A 24,063-nucleotide genomic window follows, 5' to 3' on the forward strand; every position below is an offset into this window, starting at 1 on the left:
CCGATCTCTGTCTAGTTTTCCGTGACACAGCTCACGATGACGACGGGGGTCGACGGTGAACACGTTCGGACGCAGGACATTTCTCGCGGGTGTCGGCGCGGCAGGCGCCGCCGTCGCGGCGGTGGGATCGGGCGTCGGGTCCGCGACGGCCGAACCCACCGCGCCACGACCGGGACGGATCCCGGTCCGTCGCGAGGAGCACCGCGTCGTCGTCATCGGCTCCGGGTTCGGTGGTGGTGTCACCGCCTTGCGTCTGACCCAGGCCGGTGTGCCGGTCACGATGCTCGAGCGCGGACGCCGGTGGGCGACCGGGCCGAACGCGAACACGTTCGCCGAGCCGACGAGTCCCGACAAGCGGATGCTCTGGTATCGCTCCGCGCCGACGCTGTTCGGCCGGCCGCTCGTGGTGGAGCCGTATGTCGGCCTCATCGAAGCCGTTGCGGGCGAGAACATGTCGGCACTGTGCGCGGCCGGCCTCGGTGGCGGGTCTCTCGTGTACCAGGGGATGACGCTGCAGCCGATCGAGCCGGTCTTCTACACGCAGTTCCCGTCCCGCATGGACTACGGGCTGCTCGCGCGCACCTACTACCCGCGCGTCGCGAAGATGCTCCAGATCGAGACCGCACCCGACGCGCTGATCGACTCGCCGGAATATCTCGCGCCGCGGGTGTTCCGGGACCACTGCATCAAGGCGGGGTTGCCGGTGTCGAAGATCCCGATGCCCATCGACTGGAGCTACGCGCTCGCCGAACTGCGGGGCGAGATGAAGCGCTCGTACACCAACGGGATGGGTGCCATCGGCGTCAACAACGGGGGCAAGCACAGCGTCGACGTCACCTACATCAAGCAGGCGGAGGCCACCGGCCGGCTCGACCTGCGGCTGCAGCACGAGGTCACCGACGTCATCCGTGCGAAGGACGGGCGCTGGACGGTGCGGGTGAACCGCATCTCCGCCGCGGGACAGACGCTCGAGACCATCGAGATGACGACGCGCGCGCTGGTGATGGCCGCGGGGACGATGAACACGACCAAGCTCCTCATGCGCGCGCAGGCGCACGACACCATCCCGGACCTGCCCGCGGGCGTCGGAACGGGGTGGGGCAGCAACGGCGACCGCATCTACACCTGGACCGACTTCGCCGACGCGATGGGCACCCGCGGTCAGGGCGGTCCGGTGGTGTTCGGCAGCCTCGACTGGTCGGGCGACCCCCGCAAGGCCGCCACGGTGATCCAGGCGTCGATCCCGACCCTGGGGACCGATCCGCGGACCACGATGATGGTCGGCTACGGCGTGAGCGACGCGCGCGGGAAGTTCGTCTGGGACCGCGCGCAGGACCAGGCGGTGCTCCACTGGCCGCGCGACGGAGACCACGTCCTGCAGGACACCCGCATCACCCCGCTGACGCAGAAGATCGCCGGGCCGTCGTCGTTCCTGTTCGACACCTTCAAGCCCTACCCGTCGACCTGGCACCCGCTCGGAGGCGCTCCGATGGACGTCGTCTGCGACCTGCAGGGTCGCGTCAACGGCCACCGCGGCCTCTATGTGCTCGACGGCGCGCTGATGCCCGGCAACACCGCCGCGTGCAACCCGTCGATGACCATCGCGGCGATCGCGGAGTGGGCGATCGACCGGATCATCCCCGAGGACGTCGGCACGGTCTTCTGACTCGCGGGCCTGATCAGGTCGCGGGACGGTCTCCGCTTCGTCGCAGACGGCGGGCCTCGCGGCGGCAGGCCTGCGAGCAGTAGCGGACCTCGTCCCACTGTCCGCGGGAGTTCCACCGCTTCCGGTTGGTGAACGGGCGTCCGCACACCTCGCACACCTTGGACTCGCGGTCGGTCATCTCCCCATTGTGCCGGGGTTAGTGTGGATCGAGATTGCCCACGAGAGGGAGTGACGCTGATGTCCGCTCAGACGATCGGTGACCTGTTCGGGTTCGACGACATCCTGGACGCCGACGAGCGGGAGATCCGGGACACCGTCCGCCGCTTCGGTGACGAACGGCTCCGACCGCACGTCGGTGAATGGTTCGAGAACGCGCACCTGCCGGTGCGGGAGCTCGCGAGCGAACTCGGCGAGCTCGGACTGTTCGGCATGCACCTCACCGGCTACGGCTGCGCCGGCATGTCGGCGACGACGTACGGGCTCGCGTGCCAGGAACTCGAGGCCGTCGACTCCGGCCTGCGCAGCTTCGTCTCGGTGCAGGGGTCGCTGGCGATGTTCGCCATCCACGCGTTCGGCAGCGACGAGCAGAAGGACGAGTGGCTGCCGAAGATGTCCGCCGGTCAGGCCATCGGCTGCTTCGGTCTGACCGAGGCCGACTACGGTTCCAACCCCGGCGGCATGCGCACCAACGCCAAGCATGACGGCGACGACTGGGTGCTCAACGGGTCGAAGATGTGGATCACCAACGGGTCCGTCGCCGACGTCGCCGTCATCTGGGCGCGCACCGACCTCGACGAGGGTGCCCGCGGGATCCGCGGGTTCGTCGTGCCCACGGACACACCGGGATTCAGCGCGCCGGAGATCAAGCGCAAGCTGTCGCTGCGCGCCTCGGTGACCTCCGAGCTGGTGCTCGAGGACGTCCGCCTGCCGGCGTCGGCGATGCTGCCGGGCGTCACCGGACTGAAGGGCCCGCTCAGCTGCCTCAACGAGGCACGCTTCGGCATCGTCTTCGGGTCGCTGGGCGCGGCACGCGACTGTCTCGAGACGGCGATCTCCTACGCCGCCGACCGCGAGGTGTTCGACAAGCCGCTCTCGGCGTACCAGCTCACCCAGGCCAAGCTCGCCGACATGGCACTCGAACTCGGCAAGGGCCAGCTGCTCGCCGTGCACCTGGGACGCATCAAGGACCGCGGTGAGATCCGGCCCGAGCAGATCAGCACCGGCAAGCTGAACAACGTCCGCGAGTCGATCCAGATCGCGCGGGAGTGCCGGACGATCCTCGGCGCCAACGGGATCACCCTGGAGTACCCGATCATCCGGCACATCAACAACCTCGAGTCGGTGCTCACCTACGAGGGCACCAGTGAGATGCACCAGCTCACCGTCGGGAAGGCACTGACCGGGCGCGACGCGTTCCGCTGAGCGACCGCGACCCGATGGGACGGGTCACCTGAACACTTGACGTCACACTGTTCATTCTGCTGGGGTGGCGGGATGGATCTGGGGATCGCGGGTCGGGCGTTCGTGGTGGTGGGTGGGACCACCGGGATGGGTTTCGCGGCGGCGACGGAACTGGCTGCCAACGGCGCGGACGTCGCTCTGCTCGCTCGGGACGCCGAGCGTGCGACGGCGAGAGCAGATGCCCTGACCGCCGACCACGGTGTCCGCGCGGTGGGGGTGGGAGTCGACGCGTCCGCTCCCGGCGACGGCGTCCGACGTGCGATCGACGAGGCCGCCGACGCGATCGGGCCGCTGCGTGGCCTCGCGGTCACGGCAGGACCCATGAAGCAGCAGGGTCCGTTCCTCGAGCACGAGGACGACTCGTGGGACTGGTACTACCAGACCATCCTCATGGCGACCGTTCGCTCGTGCCGGGCGGTCATCCCCCATCTGCAGCGCAACGGCGGCGGCGCGATCGTCACGACCGCGGCCTACTCGGTCCGGGCGCCGAAGATCCTCATCCCGCCGTACAACGCGCTGAAGGCGTCGGTGCTCACGATCTCGAAGATCATGGCGAAGACCCATGGGCCGGAGGGGATCCGCGTCAACACGATCTGTCCCGGCCTGTTCGACACCGAGGTCAACGACGGGATCCGGCAGACACGGGCCGACCAGTACGACGTCCCGCTCGAGGACGCCATCTACACGCATCTGTCCAGCAATCCCGCATGGAACATGCGGGTCGCGCTCGACCGCGCGGGTCGCCCCCACGAGGCGGGGGAGTTGATCGCGTTCATGCTCAGCGACCGCGCGGCCTACATGACGGGTGCGGCGATCAACATCGACGGCGGTACCGACTTCGGCGCCTGACTCAGTCGGTGCGGGCGGTGGGGTCGACGCGCGGGGTCGGTGCGTCGCGACGGAGTGCGGCGATCCACCTGTCGGCCGGCGGTGGTGCCGGTACCGGGTGGCTGTGACGGTCCTCGTCGGACCAGAATTCCGCCCACGCCGCGGAGATCTCGTGGAAGGTCCCGGGTGACGACGCTGCCCCGGGCCACCGCATCTTGTTCTCCCCCAGAGGTGGCTCGGTGAGGTCGGAGCGGTACCAGAACATCGGGGTCCGCCGTCGGAACCACCATCGGCCGTCGCGCCGCTCGTAGGAGTCGAGGTACGCGACGAACTCGACGAGCCAGGTCGATTCCGTCTCGAGATCGTTGCGCGAGTACACGATCCCGGACGCCGCGGGCCCGTCGACGTCGATGACGTGCCCGACGATCCCGTGCGCGGTCCCCAGGAGGTCGCGCCGCATGGCGGCGTCGTACCAGTCGCGCAGGGCCTCACGTCCCCGACGGCCCCCGGGGGCGCCGACGTCGTCGACGAAGAGGCCGACCACGGCGTCCAGATCGCGCTGGTCGAGCGCGACCGCGTACTTCGCGGCGAGCTGGCGGATCTCGTCGAGCGCCTCGAGACGCTCGACGCGGGCCTGCAGATCCGACGGTGATGCCTGCTGGTTCGGGGGCATCGGTACATCAGAACACGAGATGTACTCTTGATCACCATGCCTGACCTGTCCGACCGCGTCGTCGTGATCACCGGTGCCAGCGGGGGTATCGGGCGGGTGATGGCCCGGAGGTACGCCCGGTGTGGCGCTCGCGTGATGTTGGTGGCTCGTCGACCGGACGAGCTCGCGATCACCGCGGAGGCGATCGCCGGTGACGGGGCCGAGGCGGCGATCCACGTCGCCGACATCACCGACGAGGCACAGTGCACCGAGGTGATCGCGGACGCCGTGCGACGGTGGGGTCGGCTGGATGTGCTGGTGAACAACGCCGCGATCCCCGGGGCCGATCAGCCGGTGGCGGAGGCGACCATCGCGAACTGGCTCGACGTGCTGACCACCGATCTCGTCGCTCCCATGGTGCTGTCACGAGAGGCGTTGCGGCAGGCGATGATCCCGGCGGGGTCGGGCAACGTCCAGTTCGTCTCGTCGTCGGCGTCGCGGCAGGTGCAACCGAACAAGGCCCACTACGCCTCGGCGAAGCTCGCACTGACCGCGCTGGCGCAGACGCTCGCGCTCGAGGTGGGGCGGCAGGGCATCCGGGTGAACACGCTGGTGGTGGGCAGCGTCGCCGGTGAACTGTTCGACACCTACATCGCCCGCACGGCGCGCGAGAACGACGTCGACCCAGGAGAACTGCGCCGCCGCCTCTCGGGTCTGACGAAGATGGGACGGCTGGTGCAGCCCGACGAGGTGGCCGACGTGTCCGTGTGGCTGGCGTCCGACGAGTCGTCGGCGATCACCGGCCAGGACATCGCGGTGACCGGCGGCTGACATGGCCGACATCGACGAGGGGGCCGTGCGCGATCTGCTCGCGCGCGAGCAGATCCGGCAGCTGCCGGTGCGCTACGCATCCGCACTCGACGCTCGGGACATCGACGCGATGGCAGACCTGTTCGCCGCGCAGGCGCGCTTCGGCGACCACGGTGTGGGTCCCGACGGCGCTCGGAGCCTGATGGCCGACAGCATGCGCGACAGCGTCTTCGCCGTGATCCTGGTGGCCAACCACCTGATCGAGATGGACGACGAGACGACCGCGCACGGCCAGGTGTGGGCGCACTGTCACGCTCAGAGCGCGGAGGGTTTCGTCGAGCAACTCATCCGGTACGACGACCGCTACGTCCTCGAGGGCGGTCGCTGGCTGTTCCTGCACCGCCGCCACCGGCTGTGGTTCGGCGTGGCACACGACGTGTCGCCGCTCGACCAGGCTCCCGCGGAGTGGCCGGCGCGTCAGACGGGTGTCGGCGACCTGCCTCTCGCCGATCCGCTGTTCGCAGGGTGGTGGGAGGACCGGCGCAGAGAGCGCCCCTCCCCGCACTAGGCTGCTGCCCATGGAGAAGGGGATGAAGACCTTCGCGAACAGCCTGACCCTGATCGGCTCGGTGGTCCTGATCGGATGCGTCGGCTACCTCACCGTCGGATGGTGGGACGACCGGCGGTGGGGGTGGGTCGTCATCGGTGCGGTCGTCATCGTCGCGAACCTCGGCGTCGTCGCGGTCCGGCTGCGCCCGACGCCGAAGCCGCGCGACTGGACGATCGAGGAGGTCAGAGCGGTCATCGAACCGATCCACGGTGAGGTCGCCCAGATCCGGACGCTGCGTCGCGCCGACAAGGGGCTGAGCCTCGCGCAGGCCGCCTCCCTGGTGTCGGAGGCCCGCGCCGACCGGTGAGGTCTCACCGGAACGGCCGCACGAGTTCGTCGGCCACCCACCGCGCGACCCCGTCGGGCCAGGGCGCACCCAGTCCGAGCACGACGTGGGTGAACCCCGCGTCGATCGCCGCCTCGACGGCGTCACGGGTGTCGGCCGGCCGGTCGTAGGACACACCCAGATGGATCGACCGCGTGACCGCCGCCGGATCGCGGCCGGCCTCGACGCAGTAGCGGTCGAGCAGCCGGCTGCGGGCGATCGCGTCGTCGAGGTCGCCGCCGGGGATGTTCCAGAGATCGGCGTGGTCGGCGGCGATCCGCAGCACCGCCGACGACCGTCCACCGACCATGATCGGCGGCGTCGGCGACTGCACGGGACGCGGCCGCTGGAAGGCGCCGTCCACCCGGACCACCTCGCCGTCGACGTCGAACGGTGCGTCCTCGGTCCAGATGCGGCGGATGAGGGGGAGGGCTTCGCGGAGCGCGGTGATCGCCTCACCCGTCTCGACGTAGGGCAGGCCGAACGCGTCGTACTCGCGGCGCGCCCACGGGACGCTCGGGCGCGATCCCACACCGATCCCGAAGTCGAGCCGGCCGTCGGACACCACGTCGACCGTCGTCGCGATCTTCGCGAGCAGCGCGGGTGGTCGGATCCGGTTGCTGGTCACCAACAGTCCGAGCCGGAGACGCCGCGTCTGCGCGGCGAGCGCGGCCAGCAGCGTCCACCCCTCGAGGATCGGACCGTCGAGGTCGCCCCCGATCGGCATGAGGTGGTCGAACAGCCAGGCGTGCTCGATCTCGGCCAGCCCGTCCGCCTCCTGCCACACCCGCACGAGGTCGGCGTATCCGACGTTCTGCGGTGCCGTCATGACGCCGAAGGAGACCATGTCACCGCCTCCGCAGGGACGAGTCGAGCAGGGACGGCGGGGTGTCGAACTTCTCGTCGGGGGCCAGGTCGACACCGGGCGCGACGATCTCGTCGATCGCGTCGAGGACATCCGACGGCAGCACGGTGTCCGCGGCCGCTACCTGTGACCGGAGATGGTCGAGCGTGCGGGGGCCGATGATCGCGCTGGTCACGCCCGGGTGCGCGGTCACGAACCCCAGCGCGAGCTGGATGAGCGACAGGCCCGCCTCGTCCGCGACGGTGATCAGCTTCTCGACTGCGTCGATCTTGGCGACGGTGGTCGGGGAGTCGCCGGCGAAGCGCGCCGGGAGCAGGGACGAACGGCGGGTGGTGATCTCCTGTCCGGCGCGGATGGCACCGGACAGGAAGCCGCCGGCCAGCGGACTCCACACCAGCACGCCCATCCCGTACTCCTGGGTGACCGGCAGGACGTGGGACTCGATGCCCCGCTGCAGGATCGAGTAGGGCGGCTGCTCGGTGACGAAGCGGCCCAGGTGGTTCTCGCGGGCGGCCCACTGCGCCTGCACGATGCGGTGCGCCGGATAGGTCGACGAGCCGAAGTAGCGGATCTTCCCGGCCCGCTGCAGATCGGTGAGCACGGACAGCGTCTCGTCGTCGCCGGTCGTCGGATCGTCGCGGTGGATCTGGTACAGGTCGACGTGGTCCACGTCGAGGCGGCGGAGGCTGTTCTCGAGCTCGGTGGTGATCCACCGGCGGGAGCTTCCTCGGTGGTTGCGCTCGTCCCCCATCGGGTTGAACACCTTGGTCGCGAGCACGATGTCGTCGCGGCGGCCGGCGATCGCGCGCCCGACCATCTCCTCCGACTCGCCCTCGCTGTACATGTCGGCGGTGTCGATGACGTTGATGCCGGCCTCGAGCGCGGCGTCGACGATGGCGGTGGCCTCGTCCTGCGTGGTGCGCCCCATGGCGCCGAAGTTCATGGCGCCGAGCGAGAGGGCGCTGACGGTGACGCCGGTGCGTCCGAGGGTGCGGTACTGCATGGTGGTCTCTTCTCCGTGGTGCGAGTGGATGCGTCGACGGTCGGTCTGGCATCCTGACAACGAAGCGGAACGCTGTTCCGCTCACATCCGAGACGATACGGAACGCTGTTCCGTTTGCCAAGTGGCAGTGAGGAGGCCGCCATGACCAGCGCCCCGCCGCCGCGGAAGCGGGCCGACGCGCGTCGCAACGCGGACGCGCTGGTCGACGCCGCGGCCACCGCGTTCGTCGAGTCCGGCGTGGGTGTGCCCGTCCGGGACGTCGCCGCCCGGGCCGGCGTGGGCGTCGGGACCATCTACCGCCACTTCCCGACACGGGCCGACCTCGTCGTCGCGGTCTACCGCCACCAGGTGGAGGCGCTGGCGGAGGCCGGGCCGCGACTGCTCGACGCCGCCGACACGCCTCACGAGGCGTTGTCCGCCTGGATCGACCAGTTCGTCGACTTCCTCGTGACCAAGCACGGACTCGCCGAGGCGATGCGATCGGACGACGCGGCGTTCGAGGGCCTGCACACCTGGTTCCTCGACCGCCTGGTGCCGGTGTGCGCGCAGATCATGCAGGCGGGGACCACTGCGGGCCAGATCCGCGACGACGTCGGTGCGATCGCGGTGATGCGCGGCGTCGGCAACCTGTGCATCGGCGCGGGGACCGACGACCGCTACGACGCGCGCCGCATGGTGGGAGTCCTGCTCGACGGCCTGCGCGTCGGCTGAACGCTCCCGACACGCGCTGAGATGGGGCAGGATCCACGGGGGCGCACCGGGGCTGTGCCCACGACGAGAGGGACGAGATGGACCGCAGGCGCAGGGCGTTCGACCGCCGCACATTCGTCAAGGCCACCGGCGTGGGCGCCGCGGCGGCGTACCTCGGGGCGAAGCTGTCGCCCTTCGCGTGGGCCGAACCCGCGGTGTCACGGGCGGCGTCGATCGCGGGCACCACGCTCGACGTCGTCGGTGTGCCCGCTGCGACCGGGCCGAAGCAGTACCGCAAGCTCGTCGCCGGGGCGGGATGGCCGCTCATCGTGCGGTCGGAGCTCGCGGCCCCGAAGGCGGGTCGCGACGACCGTCGCGTGGGCCTCGCGTCCGTCGTGCAGACCACCGACGTCCACATCGTCGACGCGGAGAGTCCGGTGCGCGCGGAGTTCATCCACCTGCAGAACGGGTCGGCGTTCCGTCCGCACGAGAAACTCGGCCCGCACGGGGCGATCACCCTCGTCGAGCGCATCAACGCTCTCGGATCGTCCCCGTTCACCGGGCGCCGGTTCGATGCCGTCGTCTCCACCGGTGACAACACCGACAACCACGAGTTCGCCGAGCTCGACTGGTTCCTCACCGTGTTCTCCGGCGGCCGTTTCCAGCCGTCGACGGGTGACCTGAACCGGTACGAGGGCGTGCAGGTGTGGGGGTCGACGCTGTACTGGCAGCCGGAGACCACGGTGAACGACATCTACAAGCAGAAGGGCTTCCCGCAGGTCCCCGGTCTGCTCTCGTCGTCGATCACCCCGATCCAGAGCCCGGGCCTGAACACGCGCTGGTACAGCGTGTTCGGCAACCACGACGACAGCGTCGAGGGCACGCTGCCCAGCGGGATCGCGTTCATCGACGCGCTCTACACCGGCGACATCAAGATCGACCTGCCGCAGGACCGTCGTCAGATCGACGCGATGGCACGCGTGTTCGGTACCGATCCCTACGCCGCCGGCAAGGTGTTCGCCGCGCAGGTCGCGTCGGGACCGATCCGGAAGGTGACGCCTGACGCGCGGCGCGCACCGTTCACGCCGCGGCAGTACATGGCCGAGCACTTCCGCCCCCGGTACACCGGTCCGGGACCGGTCGGGCACGGATTCGCCGCCGACGCACCGCAATCGGGGATCACCTACTACTCGTTCGAGATCGCCCCCGGTGTCGTCGGGCTGTCGATGGACACGACGAACCACGCCGGGTTCACCGACGGATCGATCGGGCAGGGCCAGCTCGACTGGATGGAGCGGCTGATCACCCGCAACCGCGACACGCTGTTCGTCGCGTTCAGTCACCACACCAGCGACACCATGGAGCTGCCGATCCCCGACCCCGAGCGCCCCCTCGAGCCGCGTCGGACGGGCAAGCAGCTCGTCGACTTCTTCCACCGGTTCCCGAACGTGGTGGCGTGGGTCAACGGGCACACCCACGAGAACAGGATCACCCCGCACGTCGGACCGACTCCCGCGCAGAGCTTCTGGGAGATCAACACCGCGTCCCACATCGATTTCCCGCAGAACGCGCGGATCCTCGAGGTCTGCGACAACAAGGACGGGACACTGTCGCTGTTCTGCACCCTGATCGAGTCGGCTGCGCCCTACTCGGTCGACTACGCCGACCACTCGATCACCGGCCTGGCGTCGATGTACCGCGAGTTCTCCTACAACGACATCGGATACGAGGCCAAGCGGCTCGGCGGTGCCACCGACCACAACGTCGAACTGCTGCTGACCAACCCGCGCTGACGGTCTGACGCGTCGGCCCCCACCTCGCCGACCCGTTTGTCGGGCGGCAGGAGCAGTTGGTTGGGCACCAGGAACCGTCTGTTGGGCGGCAGGAACAATCGGTTGGGCGGCCGGGACTTCGCCGGCGTCCTGACCGCCCAACGAACGGTTCCAACTGCCCAACGAGCGGTTCCTGGTGCCCAACGGATGGATCGACCGGGTGTCCGACTACCCGGACCCGGACCGGTGGGTGCTCACACGTTCGCGGCGGTGACAGACGGTGCTTCGGGGTCGTCGGCGAACTGCGTGCGGTACAGCTCGGCGTAGCGGCCGTTCTGGGCGAGCAAGGACAGGTGCGTGCCGCGTTCGACGATCCGACCGGCCTCGAGCACCAGGATCTGGTGGGCCGCACGGACGGTCGACAGGCGGTGGGCGATGACGATCGACGTCCGTCCCACCAGCGCCTCGGCGAGCGCCTCCTGCACGGCGGCCTCCGACGTCGAGTCCAGGTGCGCGGTCGCCTCGTCGAGGATCACCACCGACGGTGCCGCGAGGAGCAGCCGCGCGATGGTGAGTCGCTGACGCTCCCCGCCGGACAGTCGGTAGCCGCGCTCGCCGACGACGGTGTCGAGACCGTCGGGCAGCGAGGCGATCAGCTCGTCGAGCCGGGCGCGACGCAGCGCCGCCCAGATCTCCTCCTCGGAGGCGCCGGGATTCGACAGCAGCAGGTTGTCCCGGACGGAGTCGTGGAACAGATGACCGTCCTGCGTGACGAGACCGACGGCCCGGTGCAGCGACTGCGACGTCACGTCCCGCACGTCGAGGTCGTTGACCCGTACGGCACCGGCGTCGACGTCGTAGAGGCGCGTCGCCAGCTGCGCGATGGTCGACTTGCCGGCGCCGGAACTGCCGACGAGAGCGACCATCTCGCCGGCGGGCACCTCGAACGAGATGTCGTGCAGGACATCGACGCCGCCGCGGGTGTCGAGCGCGGCGACCTCCTCCAGCGACGCCAACGACACCTTGTCCGCCGACGGGTAGGCGAACCGCACGTCGGAGAACCGCATCGACAGCGGGCCCTGCGGGACGGGGACGGCGTCGGGCTTGTCGTCGATGAGGGGGACCAGGTCGGTGACCTCGAAGACGCGCTCGAAACTGACCAGAGCACTCATGATCTCGACGCGGGCGTTGGCCAGCGCGGTGAGCGGGGCGTACATGCGCGTCAGCAGCAACGCGAGGGAGACGACCGCACCCGCGTTGAGATGGCCGTCGACGGCGAGCACACCGCCGAGCCCGTAGACGAGGGCCAGGGCGAGCGCCGAGACCAGCGTGAGCGCGGTGACGAAGTACGACTGCGACATCGCGCGCGCGACACCGACGTCGCGGACCTGGGCGGCGCGGTCGGAGAAGCGCCGCGACTCCTCGTCGGGCCGGCCGTAGAGCTTCACCAGCGTCGCGCCGGGCGCCGAGAAGCGTTCGGTCATCTGCGTGGACATCTGCGCGTTGTACTCGGCCGCCTGCCGCGAGAGCGCCGCCATCCGGCGCCCCATCAGTCGCGCGGGGATGACGAACACCGGCAGCAGCACGAGCGCCAACAGCGTGATCTGCCAGGAGATGAGCAGCATCGTGGTGAGGGTCAGCGCCAGGGTCACGATGTTCGACACGACGCCCGAGAGGGTGTCGGAGAAGGCGCGCTGCGCGCCGATGACGTCGTTGTTGAGGCGGCTCACCAGGGCGCCGGTCCGGGTGCGGGTGAAGAACGCGATCGGCATGCGCTGCACGTGGTCGTAGACGGTGCGCCGGAGGTCGAGGATCAGCCCCTCACCGATCGACGCGGACAGCCACCGCACGATGAGACCGACACCGGCCTCGGCGAGTGCGACCACGGCGATGACGAGCGCGAGCCACATGATCGTCTCGGTGGACCCGTGTCCGGTGATCTGGTTGACGACCCGCCCCGCGAGGATCGGCGTCACCACCGTCAGCACCGCCGTCACGACGGACAGAGCGAGGAAGACCGCGATCATGCGGCGGTGGGGGCGGGCGAAGGCGGCGATCCGCCGCACCGTCGACCGTCGCGTGCCCTTGGGCAGCTTCGACGGCCTCCGGCTCGCCGACAGGCCGCGATACATCGTGTTGTAGGCGACCGATTCCATGGTCATGGGCTCGACAGTAAGCGTTCAAGTGGACTTGAAGTCATTCGCGGGGATCGGTGTTCGCGACGGGTGAACACGCGGCGTCTGCGGGCCGATCGCGACGGGAATGGCACCGTCGGACGGGGCGTTCTGTGTAGCCATGGCAACGATCGGCAGGTCAGACCTCGATGTCCATCCACTGATGCTCGGTGCGAACACCTTCGGATGGACGAGCGACGAGAAGGAGTCGCACGCGGTCCTCGACGCGTTCGTGGAGGCCGGCGGCAACGCGATCGACACCGCCGACTCGTACTCCGCGTTCGCCCCGGGCAACCACGGCGGTGAGTCCGAGTCGGTGATCGGCTCGTGGTTGACGGCGCGGGGCGATCGCGACGACGTCGTCATCGCGACCAAGGTCAGCCAGCACCCGGACTTCCTCGGGCTCGCCCCGGACACCATCCGTGCCGCGGCGGATTCGTCGCTGCAGCGTCTGCAGACCGATCACATCGATCTCTATTACGCGCACTACGACCGTCCCGACGACGACACCCCACTCGTCGACTCGCTCGCGGCGTTCGACGAACTGATCCGGTCGGGCAAGGTCCGGTACGTCGGCATCTCGAACTTCTCCCCGGAGCGCATCGAGGAGTGGGTGGCCATCGCCGACCGCGAGGGCTTCGCTCCTCCGATCGCACTCCAGCCGCACTACAACCTCGTGCACCGTCGTTCCTACGAGCCGGCCCTGCGTGATCTGGCCCTGAAGCACGATCTCGGCGTGTTCCCGTACTTCGCGTTGGCGTCGGGATTCCTCACCGGCAAGTACCGGACGAGAGAGGATCTCGCCGACACCCCGCGCGAGCAGCTCACCCAGGGCTACTTCACCGATGCCGGACTCGAGGTGGTGTCCGCGCTCGACGAGATCGCGACCGCCCACGACACGACCATCGCGACCGTCGCGCTGGCGTGGTTGCTGACCCGACCCGGGATCGTCGCGCCGATCGCCAGCGTCAGTCGCCTCGATCAGCTCCCCAGCCTGCTGGCGGCGACCACGCTGCGACTCGGCGACGAGGAGATCGACAGACTCACGACGCTGTCCGACAACGTCGGGGAGTAGCCGCTCAGAGGAAGCCGATGGGCCTGCGCCCGGGACCGACAGCCGGTGTGGGATCGCCACCGAGTCCACGCTCGATGAGCTCGGCGTAGACGTCGCGGAAGTCCGTGGTGACCTTCAGGTCGCCGTCGTCGAGATCGGTCAGGCTGGGCTCGTCTCCGTAGAAGCCGCCGCGGACGGGCGCGCCGGCGACCAGCACCGGCCCGGCCGTGCCGTGGTCGGTGCCCTCGGAGGCGTTCGCCTTCACCCGACGACCAAACTCGGAGTAAGCCATCACCACGACGTCGCGGCCCCGCGGGTCGGCGGCCATCTCCGTCAGGAAGCCCGACAGTGCCGAGTCGAGTTGGCCGAGCAGACGCTGTTGCGTCTCCCGTTCGTCGGCGTGGGTGTCGAAGCCGCTGATGCTCACCGAGTAGACCTTCGTCGGCACACCGGCCTTCACGCACGCCGCGACGGTCGCGAGCTGGTCGGAGAGGGACGAGCCGCCCTTCCCCTTCGCGCCCGATGTGTGGTGCTTCTGCGCGCCGGACAGCAGGGGACCGAACGTCGACGTCATCGTCTTCTCGGCGCGGTAGGACGAACAGACCATCGACTCCGCGGGACTGTCCCCGGTCCGGTCTGCCCCGAGTTCGGTGAGTGCGGTGACCGCGGAGGTCGTCAGTCCGCGGCCCGAGGTGTTCAGTGCGGCGGCCGTCGTCGTCTCCCCGATCGCCAGCATCGGCAACACGGGTCCGACGCACACCGCCCGCAACGGGTCGTCGCCGGTCGCGTCCAGCCAGCGACCGATCCACCCGGTGTGCACCGCCGACTGCGGCTGGGCGGTCTGCCAGATGTCCATCGAGCGGAAGTGGCTGTGGTCGGGCTCGGGGTAGCCGACGCCGCGGATCACCGCGAGTGACCCGTTCGTCCACTGCTTCGCCAGTCCGGTCATCGCCGGGTTCAGGCCGAGCCGGTCGTCGAGGTGCAGGACGTCCTGTGGCGCATAGGCGAGTTCGGGACGGTTGTCGTGGTAGGCGTTGTCCGCGTATGGGATCACGGTGTTGATGCCGTCGTTGCCGCCGTACATCGTGACCACGACGACCACGCCGTCGCCGACCACGCGCGGCCGGTCCGACGCCGCGGAGGTGAGCTCCTCCCACGTGACGGTGGTGACGCCACCGACGACGCCGAGCGCTGCGAGCACCCCGGACCCGAGGAGGAACCGGCGACGATCGACGGTGGGCGTCTTCATGTGTGACTCCGATGCAGGCGGAACGGGTTCAGACGGTGAGGTATTCGGGACTGTTGAGTGCAGCCGCCGTGAGCGTGACGGGGTCGTCCCGGTGCTGCGACAGCACGCGGGCGGTGCGGTCGGAGAACTGCCCGACCCCGAGGAGGTGCGCTGCGGCATCGATGCGATCGGCGGGCGAGGCGTCGTGGATCGTGGTCACTTGGGGCTTGGCGGCCAGACGCATCGCTGTGGTCCACCGGGTCTCGGTTCCCGCCGTCGACAACCACGCGCGGCCCGCGGGCCACCCGCCGACGCTCGGCGGGTGGAAGGGCAACTGGCCCAGATTCTTCAGCGTCGTGGACATGGTGGTCAGATCGGCGGCGGACGGGTCCGGTGCCAGTGCACGATGGGCGCCGACCACCCACTCCACGGGTGAGTTCACGATGGAACCGCGCCCGAACTCGGGGTCGGTGACGATCGCGGTGATCAGGGCACGCAGGTCGCGCCGCGAGCCGTATGCGTCGGTCAGACGGTTCAGCGTCGCGCTCGACGGCGCTGCGGCGGAGGCGAGTTGCTGCCACCACCGGGTCGCGACGTATCCCGACGATCCGGGGTGGTCGAGGACGGCGTCGCAGAACGACGACGCGTCGAGGTCGCCGGTCACGCCGAGAACGGTCTTGGAGCCGGCGTCGTGGCGTCGACGGATCACCTGGGGCGTGCGGTCGGCGGTGACCCGCCATCCGGTGAGCGCGCGGGCACCCTCGCGGACGTCGGTCTCGGTGTACCCGTTGCCGTGGCCCAGGGCGAACAGCTCCATGAACTCGCGCGCCAGGTTCTCGTTGGGTGAGCCGGCGACGTTCTGTCCGCCGTCCAGCCACCTCAGCATGGCGGCGTCGGTGAGCATCGCGTACGCGAGCGGCCGGAAGGTGCCCAACCCCATCGACCGCAGTTTCTCGTTCTGCGCGACCATCGCGGCGGCGTCGTGCACCTTGTCGTTCGAGGTGGAGAAGTGGTTGTGCCACAGGAACGTCAGCTTCTCGCCGGCGGGGCGCTGGGCGAGGACCATCCGCTTCAGCCACCAGGTGGTCGCCGCCTGGTCCTGGGCGCGGATCTCGGCGTTGCGGGCCTTCTTCTGCGCGGTGGTCATGTCGGCCGTCGCCGGCACGCGCGCGAACGTCGGTGGGGGAGTCGCGGCCACGCCGGGATCGATGCCGGGTCCGAGGGCGTCGGTGACATGGGCCGTGATGCCCCGGGCGACCGCCGCGTCGACCTCGGCACCTGTCGCACCGAAACCGAGCCGACGGACCACCCGTGCGGCGGCTGTCCAGTCCGAGGAGGGGATCACGCAGTCGAGTGTGCGAGCAGCCGTCGCCCGTCTCCAGACCCGCGTCACGATCCTCAGAAGTCCTTCAGGCTGCCGTGACCAGGCATTCCGCACTCTCAGTCGGTCTTCAGCCGCGAGGCCGCCGACGTTCCTAGCGTGGCGTCCATGACCGAACCGCATGACCCGCAGCACCCCGACGACCGCGCCCCCTATGAGGCGCCGAGCGACGACACCCGCCCCTACGCGTCGCCGGCGGGTCCACCGCCCCCGTTCCCGCCGCAGGGCCCGCCGCCCCAGGACGGCCCGATGGGCGGGCCCCCGCCGAACCCCCCGGCGCGACACGGTCTGGTCTCGCGTCGCACGCTGGCCGCGACCGGCGCCGCCGCGCTGATCGTCGGCGGTGTGGTCGGCGGGCTGATCGGCTGGGCGTCGACCGACAACGACCAGCCGGTGCGCGCCACCACGGTCGCCGAGACCCAAGCACCGGACGGCACGCATTCGCAGCAGGGTGAGCACGCCCGCAAGGCGCGCGGCGTCGCGGGCACCATCACGGCCATCAACGGGTCGACGTGGACCATCCAGACCACGCAGGGCGACCCCTTCACCGTGATGGTCGGGTCCGACACGACGTTCGGGACCGCGAAGGCCCCCGCGCAGGCGTCGGACTTCGCCGTCGGCGACCGGATCGTCGCGACGGGCAAGCGGTCCGGGACGACGGTCGAGGCCACTCGGGTCGTGAAGCGGGTCGCCCGCAGCGCGCCGAGCAGCGCTGCGCCGTCGGCCGCGGCACCGAGCTGAGCCGCGGACGGCCGACCGCTGGCAGAATCGGCGTCCGTGAACCAGGCCCGCGCAGGTGACCCGGGCGGCGCCCGGGTGCTGCGTGCCGGCGGTGCCCGGATCCTGGTGGTCGAGGACTCGACCCCCATCCGGGTGGCCATCGAGACAGCGATGGTCGACGCGGGTCACACCGTGCTCGCCCGCGCCGACGGTGCGCGACTCGAACACGACCTGCGCGAGTTCCGCCCCGACGCCGTCCTGCTCGACGTGATGCTGCCGGGCTCCGACGGGTTCGCGTTGCTGGAGGTGGTGCGCCGCCGCAGTGACGCGGGGATCCTCATGGTCACCGCGCGCGACGCCGTCGCCGACCGGCTGCACGGGCTGACCGAGGGTGCCGACGACTACGTCTCGAAGCCGTTCGAGATGGCCGAACTCGTCGCGCGCGTGAGCGCGGTGTTGCGACGCCGCGGACGCGTGGCGTCGACGATCCTCGTCGACGACCTCGTCATCGACCCGGAGGCGGCATCCGTACGGCGTGGTGGGACGCCGATCTCGCTGACCGCCACCGAGTTCCGCGTGCTGGTGTTCCTCGCCGGGCGGCGCGGGAGGGTGGTGACGAAGACGCAGATCCTGACGGCGGTCTGGGGCTACGAGCACTACGACCCGAATCTCGTCGAGGTCAACATCAGCACCCTGCGGCGCAAACTCGAGGCGCACGGGCCGCGTCTGCTGCACACCGAACGCGGCCTGGGCTACCGCCTCGACAGCGCCGACACCGCCGGCGGCGAGCCCGGATGAGGTCCGGCGGTTCGCTGCGTGTGCGCGTCACGGCGCTGGCCGCGATCGTCCTCGCGGTGGTGCTCGTCGCGATGGTCGTCATCGGGGTCACGCTCTTCACCACCGCGTCCGATCGGGCCGTCGACGGGCTGCTCACCGACCGCGCGTCCTACGCCCGCCAGATCGCGCGGACCGCCGCGACACCGCAGGCACTGCTCTCGCGGGTCGACAACCGGTCGGTGCGGGCGCAGGTGATCCTCGCCGACGGACGCATCTACGGGTCCCGGCTGCCCGACGACGACTCCGCCGCACGCCGGGTGATCGAACTGCGGTCGACGCGGGCCTGGGCGCAGGGCGCACGGCTGGTCCTGGCGGTCGACAGCCGCCTCCTCGACGGCGTCCAGACCCGGCTGCTGTGGGGGATGGTGATCGCCGCCGCCGCTGCGCTGCTCGTCACCGTCGGACTCCTCTGGGTCGGCATGCGGTTCGCGCTCGCCCCGCTCGACGCGATGACATCGCTGGCGCGGTCGATCGCGCGGGGTCACCGCGGCGAGCGACTGAGTCCGCGCGACCCGCGGACCGAACTGGGCCGGACCGCGGAGGCCTTCGACGACATGCTCGACTCGTTGGAGGGTGCGGAGGCGCGCGAACGCGGTGCGCAGCAGTCGGTCCGGCAGTTCGTCGCCGACGCCGCCCACGAACTGCGCACCCCGATCACCGGTGTGCAGGCGGTCGCGGAGACACTGCTCCAGGCCGACCGCGACACCCCCGTCGAGGAGCGGGAACGCCTCACGCTGCTGCTGATCCAGGAGACCCGACGGGCCGGTCGACTCGTCGACGACATGCTCGAGATGGCCCGGATCGACAGCGGGATCACCCTGTCGCCGCAGCCCACCGACATCGGCGCGATCGCCCGTGAACAGGCCGATCGCGTTCGGCTGCTGCACCCCGAGCTGACAGTCGAGGTGCAGGGCTCGGCACCCCCGGCGGTCGCCGACCCCGTCCGCGTCGCGCAGATCGTCGCGAACCTCGTCGACAACGCCTGTCAGGCGACGCCGGCGGGCGGGCGGGTGCAGATCACCGTCGACGGGTCACCGGGGTGGGTGCATCTCGTCGTCGCCGACTCGGGCGTCGGCATCCCGCCGGCCGATCGCGACCGCGTGTTCGAGCGGATGGTCCGCCTCGACGGCTCCCGCGATCGCCGATCCGGCGGGTCGGGACTCGGACTCGCCGTGGCGCGGGGTCTGGCCCGGTCGCACGGCGGTGACGTGGTGCTGCTGGCGACCGATCCACCCGGCGCGGTGTTCCGCCTCGACCTGCCGGCCGCTGCGCCACCGGTGGCTGCATCCGACGGATCACTCGCTCCGTAGGTCGGACTACGGTGGGACTGTCGTGAACAAGGCGGTGTTCGTCGAAGAGGTGAGGTGCAGCAGTGGCTCAGGAACTCAGGCTCGGATACAAGGCATCGGCGGAGCAGTTCGATCCGCGTGAGCTCGTCGAGATCGCGGTCGCGGCCGAGGGCGCCGGTATGGATTCCGTCGCGGTCAGCGACCACTTCCAGCCGTGGCGCCACGAGGGTGGCCACGCCCCGTTCTCCCTCGCCTGGATGGCCGCGGTGGGGGAGCGCACGAAGCGCGTCCAGATCGGTACCTCGGTGATGACTCCGACCTTCCGCTACAACCCCGCCGTCATCGCCCAGGCGTTCGCGTCGATGGCGTGCATGTACCCGAACCGGATCATGCTGGGTGTGGGCACCGGCGAGGCGCTCAACGAGTACGCGACCGGCTTCACCGGCGAGTGGCCGGAGTTCAAGGAGCGGTTCGCCCGCCTGCGCGAGTCGATCCGCCTGATGCGCGAGCTGTGGACCGGCGAGAAGGTCGATTTCGAGGGCGAGTACTACACCACCCAGGGCGCGTACATGTACGACATCCCCGACAAGCCGGTCCCGGTGTACGTCGCCGCCGGCGGCCCCGTCGTCGCGCGGTACGCCGGGCGCCAGGGCGACGGGTTCATCTGCACGTCGGGCAAGGGCATGGAGCTCTACACCGAGAAGCTCATCCCGGCTGTGAAGGAAGGCGCCGAGAAGGCCGAGCGCTCGGTCGACGATATCGACCGCATGATCGAGATCAAGATCTCCTACGACCCGGATCCCGAACTGGCGCTGGAGAACACGCGGTTCTGGGCGCCGCTGTCGCTGACGCAGGAACAGAAGCACAGCGTGAACAGCTCGACGGAGATGGAACGTCTCGCCGACGAGCTGCCCATCGAGCAGGTCGCCAAGCGCTGGATCGTCGCCTCCGACCCCGACGAGGCGGTCGAGGCCGTCAAGCAGTACACCGACGCGGGGCTCAACCACCTCGTTTTCCACGCGCCCGGTCACGACCAGCAGCGATTCCTCGACAACTTCCAGAAGGACCTCGAGCCGCGTCTGCGGAAGCTGACGGTCTGAGAGGTCCGGTGCTCGGCGGGCGGTTGTCGGCTCCGGCGACGGAGGCCGAGCGGACGGAATCCCGTCCCGGGGACGAGCTGGTGGACGCCGACGTCGTGATGGACACGGCGTTCACCCTGTCCGCACAGCCGGATGTCGTGTGGCCGTGGATCGTCCAGCTCGGCAAGGCGCGCGCGGGATGGTATCTGCCGCGGTCGGTAGAACGCTTCGTGCCGGCGTCGCGACGAGCCGCCCGGTCGGTCGATCCCCGGTGGCAGGATCTCGCGATCGGAGATGTGATCCCCGACTACGGCGGGTCGTCGGCAACCTTCGACGTGGTGGAGATGGCCGCACCGTCGACGATCGTCTACCACTCCGTGCGCGGCCGCCTGGTGATGACGTGGTCGATCGTGCTCCGCGATCGCGGTGGCTCGACGCGGGTCCTGCTGCGCGTGCGACTCGGCAACGTCCGGCGCAAACGGCTGGCGCAGACGGTCGGCGGTGTGTTCGACGGTCTCACCATCGCCGGGCTGGCTGCGGGCCTGCGGGAGCGCGTCCGACCGTCGGGATAGGTTGCGTCCATGACCGACTTCGCGACCACCCGTCTCGGTGACACCGTCGCCTACGACCGCCATAGCGCCGGCGCGCGCCCGGTCGTGTTCATCGCCGGGGCCGGTCCGCACCGCGCGGGCGACCCGGGCACCACCGCGACCGCGGATCTCCTGGCGGAGCGTGGCGTGGCGTCGGTCGTCTACGACCGCCTCGGTCGGAACGAGAGTCCCGCCGGCGGTGTCATCACGCTGGAGCGGGAGCTGGCCGCCGTCGCGGCGATGATCGACGCGGCAGGTGGGACCGCGGTCCTGTGCGGTCACTCCTCCGGCTGTGCCATCGCCATCGAGGCCGCGCGGGCCGGGCTGCCCGTCACCGGCCTCGTCCTGTGGGAGGCGCCGTTCATGCGCTCCGGCGAGTCCACCCGCGAGTGGATCGACGAGTTCGAGCGCCGTCTGGACACCGGGGACGACGACGGCGCGCAGCGGCAGTACATGCGCGACATGCCGGCGGAGTTCATCGAGATGGCGCAGCAGGCGGGTATCTGGGATGCGGTGGTGGCGCAGGTCGAGAGCCTGCGACCGGACGGCCGGGCGCTCGTCGCGGTGAGCGCAGCGCCCATGGCGGAGATCCTGGCGCCGGTCACGGTGCCGGTGCTGGCGGTGGTCGGCACCGAGACGTTCCCCGGGATGCCCGAGGCGGCCGACGCGATCGCCGCGGCCGCGCAGGAGGGTCGGTCGGAGCGGGTCACCGGTGCCCACCATGCCTGGGACCCGCAGGCCATGGCCGACCGCATCGCGCGGTTCGTCGGCGCGGGGTGATCTGGCGGACTCTGTGCGGTTCGTGTCCGGAACTCGCTTGCCCGGGCGCAGGCCCGTCGGCGAGGCTCGTGGCATGACACGTCGCCCCGATGCGGGCACCCTCGCCGTTCTCGCCGCCGCCGTCACGATGGTGTTGTGGGCGTCGTCGTTCGTCGTGATCCGTTCGGCGGGAGAACACTTCTCACCCGGTGGCATGGCCTTCCTGCGGCTCGCCGTCGGGACCGTCGCGCTGCTGCTGATCGCGTCCCGCCACCGCCGCCCCCTTCCCCGCGGCCGTTCGCTGGTGTTGGTGCTCGGCTACGGGGTCCTGTGGTTCGGCGCCTACACGGTGCTGCTCAACTGGGCCGAACGCCACCTGGACGCGGGCACGGCGTCGCTGTTGGTGAACTTCGCGCCGATCCTGGTGGCGATCACCGCCGGCCTCTTCTTCGGTGAAGGCTTCCCGCGTCCACTGGTCGTCGGGATGGCGATCGCGTTCACCGGCGTCGTGGTGATCGCTGTCGGGGGTAGTGGCGGTGGGTCCAACGACATGCTCGGTATCGGACTCGGGCTGCTGACCGCCGTCCTCTACGCCTCGGGTGTCCTGATGCAGAAAGCCGCACTGCGGACGGTGGATTCGGTCACCGCGACCTGGGTCGGCTGCGCCGCCGGGATGCTCGCGACCGTCCCGTTCGCTCCGCTGAGCGTCGCGGAGATCGCCGACGCGCCGACGTCGGCGGTCCTCGAGGTGGTGTACCTCGGCATCGGTCCGACGGCCATCGCCTTCACGACGTGGGCCTATGCCCTCACCCGGACCGATGCGGGGAAGCTGGCCGCGACGTCGCTGGTGGTCCCGGCCCTCGCGATCGGACTGTCGTGGCTGACCCTGGGCGAGGTCCCGACCGTGTTCGGGTTCATCGGCGGTGCCCTCTGTCTCGGCGGTGTCGCGATCAGCCGCCGGCGCCCACGGGAGACGGGGACATCGACGGCGGAGACCGCTGTCGCGGACACCCCACCCCCGGTGCGCGTGCCCGACTAGGGTCGGACACGTGCCCCACCTGACGCGTGACGACACCGTGTTCGTGCTCCACCTCAACGAGGAGGGCGTGTCGGACACCGAGAACGTCCTCGGCCCACCACAGGTGGCGCAGATCAACGAGCTCCTGGACGAGGTGCTCGCCTCGGAGGGCCCAGCGGCGCTCGTCACCACCGGTGCGGGGAAGTTCTTCTCCACAGGCCTCGACACCGCCTGGGTTCTCGAACACGTCGACCAGGTCGACGCGTACACGCAGAGCGTGCAGGAACTCCTCGCGCGGCTGCTGACCTTCCCGATGCCCACCGCGGCCGCGGTGCAGGGTCACGCGTTCGGCGGGGGCGCGCTCGTCGCCATCGCGCACGACCACATCGTCATGCGCGCCGACCGTGGCTACATCTGCATGCCCGGCATCACCATCGGTGCCAGCTATGCGCCGGGGAGTGTGCTGCTCGTCGCCGATCGTCTGCCCGTGCGGCCCGCGCACGAGATGCTCATGACCGGCCGTCGCTACGGCGGAGAGCTCGCACGGGATCTCGGGATCGCCGACGCGGCGGTCGCGGCCGATGAGGTGCTCGCCGCCGCCATCACCTACGGACGAACGCACCAGAACACACGCGGTCGCACGCTGGGCGAGATCAAGTCGTCGCGCTATGCCTCGACCGTCGCCGCATTGCAGGCCACGGTGACCGGAGTCGGCGACCAGGCGGCGATCGCCGGGGACTGACCCTCAGCTCTCGGCGAGGTGCTTCAGGTTCAGCAGTTGTCGTCGGGCCATGACGAGGTCGCCGGCGGACACCAGCGGCGCGACCACACGGCCGCGTGCCATCACGATCTTGAGCAGCAAGCGGGTTGAGTCCTGTTCGGGCAGAACAGCATACGACATGATTGCGCCGGCGATCGAGCCGGTCAGCTCGACGCCCGGTGTCACGGAGAGGATGCGTCCCATCGGTCGTCCGGCGCAGGAGATGAAGTGGTCGCCCACACGAGGTTCGGGTAGCTCGAGAAGGGTTCGGGGCGAGCGTCGCCCGAGGTTGTCGATCCAGTCGTAGGAGTACGGCGCCACGCGGATCTGCGTGACCCAGGGCCACACGCGCTCCGTCGGTGCGGACACGTTCACGCCTCGCCACGCCTGAAGGACCGGCTGCTCGACGATGTAGTCGCACGCGAAGCGTCGCCGCACCTCGTAGTCCCGCACTCCCCACCGGTTGCCGATCATGACCCGTTCCTACCAGCG

At 70.1% G+C, this 24,063-nt stretch carries 25 protein-coding genes; 17 read left to right on the forward strand and 8 right to left on the reverse strand.

Annotated features, from left to right (window positions below):
- Positions 1-55 precede the first annotated feature (55 nt).
- Complete coding sequence (locus tag Q1A98_RS10825; RefSeq protein ID WP_299573073.1) at positions 56-1,666, forward strand: GMC oxidoreductase; 1,611 nt, start codon at positions 56-58, stop codon at positions 1,664-1,666.
- A gap of 13 nt (positions 1,667-1,679) precedes the next feature.
- Here Q1A98_RS10825 and Q1A98_RS10830 read toward each other — a convergent pair whose 3' ends face one another.
- Positions 1,680-1,844: a DUF2256 domain-containing protein gene (locus Q1A98_RS10830; RefSeq protein ID WP_299573076.1), complete on the reverse strand. Its 165-nt coding sequence runs from the start codon at positions 1,842-1,844 to the stop codon at positions 1,680-1,682.
- A 59-nt stretch (positions 1,845-1,903) separates the two neighbouring features.
- Here Q1A98_RS10830 and Q1A98_RS10835 point away from each other — a divergent pair, with 59 nt between their 5' ends.
- Positions 1,904-3,088 (forward strand): acyl-CoA dehydrogenase family protein, encoded by a 1,185-nt coding sequence (locus Q1A98_RS10835; RefSeq protein WP_299573078.1) that lies wholly within the window; start codon positions 1,904-1,906, stop codon positions 3,086-3,088.
- Between the two features lie 72 nt (positions 3,089-3,160).
- Positions 3,161-3,976 (forward strand): SDR family oxidoreductase, encoded by an 816-nt coding sequence (locus Q1A98_RS10840; protein ID WP_299573081.1) that lies wholly within the window; start codon positions 3,161-3,163, stop codon positions 3,974-3,976.
- A gap of 1 nt (position 3,977) precedes the next feature.
- Here Q1A98_RS10840 and Q1A98_RS10845 read toward each other — a convergent pair whose 3' ends face one another.
- The gene (locus tag Q1A98_RS10845) at positions 3,978-4,628 is read right to left on the reverse strand and encodes a nuclear transport factor 2 family protein (protein WP_299573084.1); all 651 of its coding nucleotides are present in this window, start codon (positions 4,626-4,628) and stop codon (positions 3,978-3,980) included.
- Positions 4,629-4,664: 36 nt separating this feature from the next.
- Here Q1A98_RS10845 and Q1A98_RS10850 point away from each other — a divergent pair, with 36 nt between their 5' ends.
- Genes Q1A98_RS10850 through Q1A98_RS10860 form a run of 3 tightly spaced genes read left to right on the forward strand, consistent with a single transcriptional unit; the run spans position 4,665 to position 6,334 of the window.
- Positions 4,665-5,438: an SDR family oxidoreductase gene (locus Q1A98_RS10850; RefSeq protein ID WP_299573086.1), complete on the forward strand. Its 774-nt coding sequence runs from the start codon at positions 4,665-4,667 to the stop codon at positions 5,436-5,438.
- A 1-nt stretch (position 5,439) separates the two neighbouring features.
- The gene (locus Q1A98_RS10855) at positions 5,440-5,985 is read left to right on the forward strand and encodes a nuclear transport factor 2 family protein (RefSeq protein WP_299573088.1); all 546 of its coding nucleotides are present in this window, start codon (positions 5,440-5,442) and stop codon (positions 5,983-5,985) included.
- A 10-nt stretch (positions 5,986-5,995) separates the two neighbouring features.
- Positions 5,996-6,334, forward strand: a complete 339-nt coding sequence (locus Q1A98_RS10860; protein WP_299573090.1) for a hypothetical protein — start codon at positions 5,996-5,998, stop codon at positions 6,332-6,334.
- Between the two features lie 4 nt (positions 6,335-6,338).
- Here Q1A98_RS10860 and Q1A98_RS10865 read toward each other — a convergent pair whose 3' ends face one another.
- Positions 6,339-7,181, reverse strand: coding sequence for an LLM class flavin-dependent oxidoreductase (locus tag Q1A98_RS10865; protein WP_299573093.1), 843 nt, complete (start codon positions 7,179-7,181; stop codon positions 6,339-6,341).
- A gap of 19 nt (positions 7,182-7,200) precedes the next feature.
- On the reverse strand, positions 7,201-8,220 hold the full coding sequence (locus Q1A98_RS10870; RefSeq protein ID WP_299573096.1) for an aldo/keto reductase: 1,020 nt from the start codon (positions 8,218-8,220) through the stop codon (positions 7,201-7,203).
- A gap of 141 nt (positions 8,221-8,361) precedes the next feature.
- Here Q1A98_RS10870 and Q1A98_RS10875 point away from each other — a divergent pair, with 141 nt between their 5' ends.
- Positions 8,362-8,931 carry a TetR/AcrR family transcriptional regulator gene (locus Q1A98_RS10875; protein WP_299573098.1) on the forward strand — a complete coding sequence of 190 codons (570 nt, stop codon included), beginning with the start codon at positions 8,362-8,364 and terminating at the stop codon, positions 8,929-8,931.
- A 77-nt stretch (positions 8,932-9,008) separates the two neighbouring features.
- On the forward strand, positions 9,009-10,703 hold the full coding sequence (locus tag Q1A98_RS10880; RefSeq protein ID WP_299573101.1) for a TIGR03767 family metallophosphoesterase: 1,695 nt from the start codon (positions 9,009-9,011) through the stop codon (positions 10,701-10,703).
- A gap of 233 nt (positions 10,704-10,936) precedes the next feature.
- On the opposite strand, the gene Q1A98_RS10885 is transcribed toward Q1A98_RS10880, so the two are convergent.
- The gene (locus tag Q1A98_RS10885) at positions 10,937-12,844 is read right to left on the reverse strand and encodes an ABC transporter ATP-binding protein (RefSeq protein WP_299573104.1); all 1,908 of its coding nucleotides are present in this window, start codon (positions 12,842-12,844) and stop codon (positions 10,937-10,939) included.
- Between the two features lie 133 nt (positions 12,845-12,977).
- On the opposite strand from Q1A98_RS10885, the gene Q1A98_RS10890 reads away from it, so the two are divergent.
- Complete coding sequence (locus tag Q1A98_RS10890; protein ID WP_299573107.1) at positions 12,978-13,931, forward strand: aldo/keto reductase; 954 nt, start codon at positions 12,978-12,980, stop codon at positions 13,929-13,931.
- Positions 13,932-13,935: 4 nt separating this feature from the next.
- On the opposite strand, the gene Q1A98_RS10895 is transcribed toward Q1A98_RS10890, so the two are convergent.
- Positions 13,936-15,159: a DUF1501 domain-containing protein gene (locus Q1A98_RS10895; protein WP_299573110.1), complete on the reverse strand. Its 1,224-nt coding sequence runs from the start codon at positions 15,157-15,159 to the stop codon at positions 13,936-13,938.
- A 28-nt stretch (positions 15,160-15,187) separates the two neighbouring features.
- Positions 15,188-16,483, reverse strand: a complete 1,296-nt coding sequence (locus Q1A98_RS10900; RefSeq protein ID WP_299573113.1) for a DUF1800 domain-containing protein — start codon at positions 16,481-16,483, stop codon at positions 15,188-15,190.
- 144 nt (positions 16,484-16,627) lie between these two features.
- On the opposite strand from Q1A98_RS10900, the gene Q1A98_RS10905 reads away from it, so the two are divergent.
- From Q1A98_RS10905 to Q1A98_RS10940, 8 genes are all read left to right on the forward strand, one after another.
- Complete coding sequence (locus tag Q1A98_RS10905; RefSeq protein ID WP_299573116.1) at positions 16,628-17,260, forward strand: hypothetical protein; 633 nt, start codon at positions 16,628-16,630, stop codon at positions 17,258-17,260.
- Positions 17,261-17,296: 36 nt separating this feature from the next.
- Positions 17,297-18,037, forward strand: coding sequence for a response regulator transcription factor (locus Q1A98_RS10910; RefSeq protein ID WP_299573119.1), 741 nt, complete (start codon positions 17,297-17,299; stop codon positions 18,035-18,037).
- A complete protein-coding gene (locus Q1A98_RS10915) occupies positions 18,034-19,386 on the forward strand; it encodes a HAMP domain-containing sensor histidine kinase (RefSeq protein WP_299573121.1) in 1,353 nt (450 codons plus the stop codon). Before Q1A98_RS10910 ends, Q1A98_RS10915 begins: the two co-directional genes overlap by 4 nt.
- Positions 19,387-19,448: 62 nt before the next feature.
- Positions 19,449-20,465: a glucose-6-phosphate dehydrogenase (coenzyme-F420) gene (gene fgd / locus Q1A98_RS10920; protein ID WP_299573123.1), complete on the forward strand. Its 1,017-nt coding sequence runs from the start codon at positions 19,449-19,451 to the stop codon at positions 20,463-20,465.
- Positions 20,466-20,545: 80 nt separating this feature from the next.
- A complete protein-coding gene (locus Q1A98_RS10925; protein ID WP_299573126.1) occupies positions 20,546-21,016 on the forward strand; it encodes a hypothetical protein in 471 nt (156 codons plus the stop codon).
- 9 nt (positions 21,017-21,025) lie between these two features.
- Positions 21,026-21,814, forward strand: coding sequence for an alpha/beta hydrolase (locus Q1A98_RS10930; RefSeq protein ID WP_299573129.1), 789 nt, complete (start codon positions 21,026-21,028; stop codon positions 21,812-21,814).
- Between the two features lie 73 nt (positions 21,815-21,887).
- Positions 21,888-22,832: a DMT family transporter gene (locus Q1A98_RS10935; protein ID WP_299573131.1), complete on the forward strand. Its 945-nt coding sequence runs from the start codon at positions 21,888-21,890 to the stop codon at positions 22,830-22,832.
- 10 nt (positions 22,833-22,842) lie between these two features.
- Positions 22,843-23,553, forward strand: a complete 711-nt coding sequence (locus tag Q1A98_RS10940) for an enoyl-CoA hydratase/isomerase family protein (RefSeq protein ID WP_299573133.1) — start codon at positions 22,843-22,845, stop codon at positions 23,551-23,553.
- A 3-nt stretch (positions 23,554-23,556) separates the two neighbouring features.
- Here the strand turns inward: Q1A98_RS10940 and Q1A98_RS10945 are convergent, their stop codons facing one another.
- Complete coding sequence (locus Q1A98_RS10945) at positions 23,557-24,045, reverse strand: polyketide cyclase (protein ID WP_299573135.1); 489 nt, start codon at positions 24,043-24,045, stop codon at positions 23,557-23,559.
- Between the last annotated feature and the right edge of the window lie 18 nt (positions 24,046-24,063).

It is taken from the genome of uncultured Williamsia sp. (assembly GCF_947494875.1).
In the GTDB taxonomy this organism is placed as follows: Bacteria; Actinomycetota; Actinomycetes; order Mycobacteriales; family Mycobacteriaceae; genus Williamsia_A.